The organism is Acidovorax sp. KPB24-03, from assembly GCF_057546605.1.
This window is the reverse complement of the sequence record NZ_BAAJYR010000478.1, coordinates 1-2,424: the sequence shown is the minus strand read 5'-3', so window position 1 is coordinate 2,424 and position 2,424 is coordinate 1. Positions and strand designations below refer to the sequence as shown.

3 protein-coding genes are annotated in these 2,424 nt (G+C 68.5%); all 3 read left to right on the top strand.

Annotated features, from left to right (window positions below):
• On the top strand, window positions 1-1,114 hold a 1,114-nt coding region (locus AC27KI_RS22855), incomplete at its 5' end, for an acetyl-CoA carboxylase biotin carboxylase subunit (protein ID WP_487115991.1).
• 79 nt (window positions 1,115-1,193) lie between these two features.
• On the top strand, window positions 1,194-2,096 hold the full coding sequence (gene prmA, locus AC27KI_RS22850) for a 50S ribosomal protein L11 methyltransferase (RefSeq protein WP_272567280.1): 903 nt from the start codon (window positions 1,194-1,196) through the stop codon (window positions 2,094-2,096).
• A gap of 58 nt (window positions 2,097-2,154) precedes the next feature.
• Window positions 2,155-2,424, top strand: a 270-nt coding sequence (locus tag AC27KI_RS22845; protein ID WP_487115993.1) for a zinc-ribbon domain-containing protein, incomplete at its 3' end; no start/stop codon positions are given.

Sequence of the window (2,424 nt, the reverse complement as noted above, 5' to 3'; positions counted from 1 at the left end):
CCCCGGCTACGGCTTCCTGTCCGAAAACGCCGACTTCGCCGAGCGGGTGGAAAAGAGCGGCTTCCAGTTCATCGGCCCCACTCCCGAGTCGATCCGCACCATGGGCGACAAGGTCTCGGCCAAGCAGGCCATGATCCGCGCGGGCGTGCCCTGCGTGCCGGGCTCCGAAGGCGAGCTGCCGGAAGACCCGGTGCAGATCCGCCGCATCGCCAAGGCGGTGGGCTATCCCGTCATCATCAAAGCCGCGGGCGGTGGCGGCGGGCGCGGCATGCGCGTGGTGCACACCGAGGCGGCGCTCGTCAACGCGGTGCAGATGACCAAGGCCGAGGCCGGCGCGGCGTTCGGCAATCCGGCCGTGTACATGGAGAAGTTCCTCCAGAACCCGCGCCACATCGAGATCCAGATCCTCGCGGACAAGCACCGCAATGCGGTCTATCTGGGCGAGCGCGACTGCTCCATGCAGCGCCGCCACCAGAAGGTGATCGAGGAAGCGCCGGCGCCCGGCATCCCGCGCAAGCTGATCGAGAAGATCGGCGAGCGTTGCGTGGCCGCCTGCAAGAAGATCGGCTACCGCGGTGCGGGCACGTTCGAGTTCCTGTATGAAAACGGTGAGTTCTACTTCATCGAGATGAACACCCGCGTGCAGGTAGAGCACCCGGTGACCGAATGGATCACGGGCGTGGACATCGTGAAGACGCAGATCATGGTCGCCGCCGGCGAGAAGCTGCCCTTCACCCAGCGCCAGATCGAGATCCGCGGCCATGCCATCGAATGCCGCGTGAACGCCGAGGACCCGTACAAGTTCATCCCCTCGCCAGGCCGCATCACCATGTGGCATGCGCCGGGCGGCCCGGGCGTGCGCGTGGATTCGCACGCCTACACCAACTACTACGTGCCTCCGAACTACGACTCGATGATCGGCAAGATCATCGTGCACGGCGACACGCGCGAGCAGGCGCTGGCCCGCATGCGCACGGCGCTGTCCGAGACCGTGATCGAGGGCATCAACACCAACGTGCCGTTGCACCGCGAGCTGATGGTGGACGCCAAGTTCGTGGCGGGCGGCACCAACATCCATTACCTGGAAGAGTGGCTGTCGCAGCACAAGCGCTGAGATCGCTGCGCGTGGTGGTTTTGCATGCTGGCACCTGGCAACGGGTGCCAGCATTTTCGTTTTCTCCCGGAGGTCTCCCATGTTTGAGCTGAGCCTGATGTGCCCCGAAGACCGGGTCGAGTCCCTGAGCGATGCGCTCGATGCGCTGCAGGCGCTGAGCGTGTCGGTCGAGGATGCCGACGCGCAGACCGATGCCGAGCAGGCGCTGTTCGGCGAGCCCGGCATGCCGCCGCCCAAGGACGGCTGGCAGCGCAGCCGGGTGGTGGCGCTGTTCCAGAACGAAGCCGAAGCGCAGGAGGCGCGGGCCCTGCTGGAGGTGCAGGATTTTTTCGAGGGCTGCCGCGTGCTGGGCGTGGCCACCGTGCCCGAGCAGGACTGGGTGCGCCTCACGCAATCACAGTTCGCGCCGGTGGACATCACGCCGGATTTCTGGATCGTGCCCACCTGGCACGAGCTGCCGGCCCAGGCCACGCGCAGCATCCGGCTCGATCCCGGACTGGCATTCGGCACCGGCACGCACCCCACGACGCGCATGTGCCTGCGGTGGATCGCGGCGAACGGCGCGCCGCACGGCGCCAGCGGCAACCCGCTGGGCCGCGTGCTCGACTATGGCTGCGGCTCCGGCATCCTGGCCATCGGCGCCGCCAAGTTCGGTGCGACGGATGTCGATGCCGTGGACATCGATCCGGCGGCCGTGGAGTCCACGCGGCTGAACGCCGAGGCCAACGGCGTGGCGCTGAAGGCCGGCCTGCCCGACCAGGCCAGCGGCACCTACCAGACGGTGCTGGCCAACATCCTCGCCACGCCCCTCAAGGTGCTGGCGCCGCTGCTGTGCGCGCATGTGGCGGCGGGCGGCCATCTGGTGCTGGCCGGCATCCTGGAGCGCCAGGCCGACGAGCTGAAAGAGGCCTATGCGCCGTGGCTGCCCCTGGAGGTGGCCGACACGCAGGAGGGCTGGATCCTGATGGTGGCCGCGCGTTGATGGGCAGGGCCGTGCCGCCCTTCGGGCGGGCATGGCGCCCACCTACAATCCCGAGCCGATGAGCCAGATCACACGCTGCCCCGCCTGCGGCACGACCTTCAAGGTCGTCGCGGACCAGTTGCGCATCTCCGATGGGTGGGTGCGGTGCGGGCAGTGCAAGGAAGTCTTCGATGCGGCGGCCCATCTGGTGCGCTCGGCGTCGCAGGACCTGCTGCCGGAGATGGCCATTCCCGAAGCTCCGCGCGCGGCCGTGCGGCCGCCGGCGCCTGCCGAACGGGCCTGGGGGGGCTGGCGCGGCGAGCGTGCCGCAACCCTCTCCAACAGCGTC

What these genes read in the sequence shown, in the direction of transcription:
- prmA (WP_272567280.1), top strand. Translation starts at nt 1,194, where the DNA reads ATGTTTGAGCTGAGCCTGATGTGCCCCGAAGACCGGGTCGAGTCCCTG.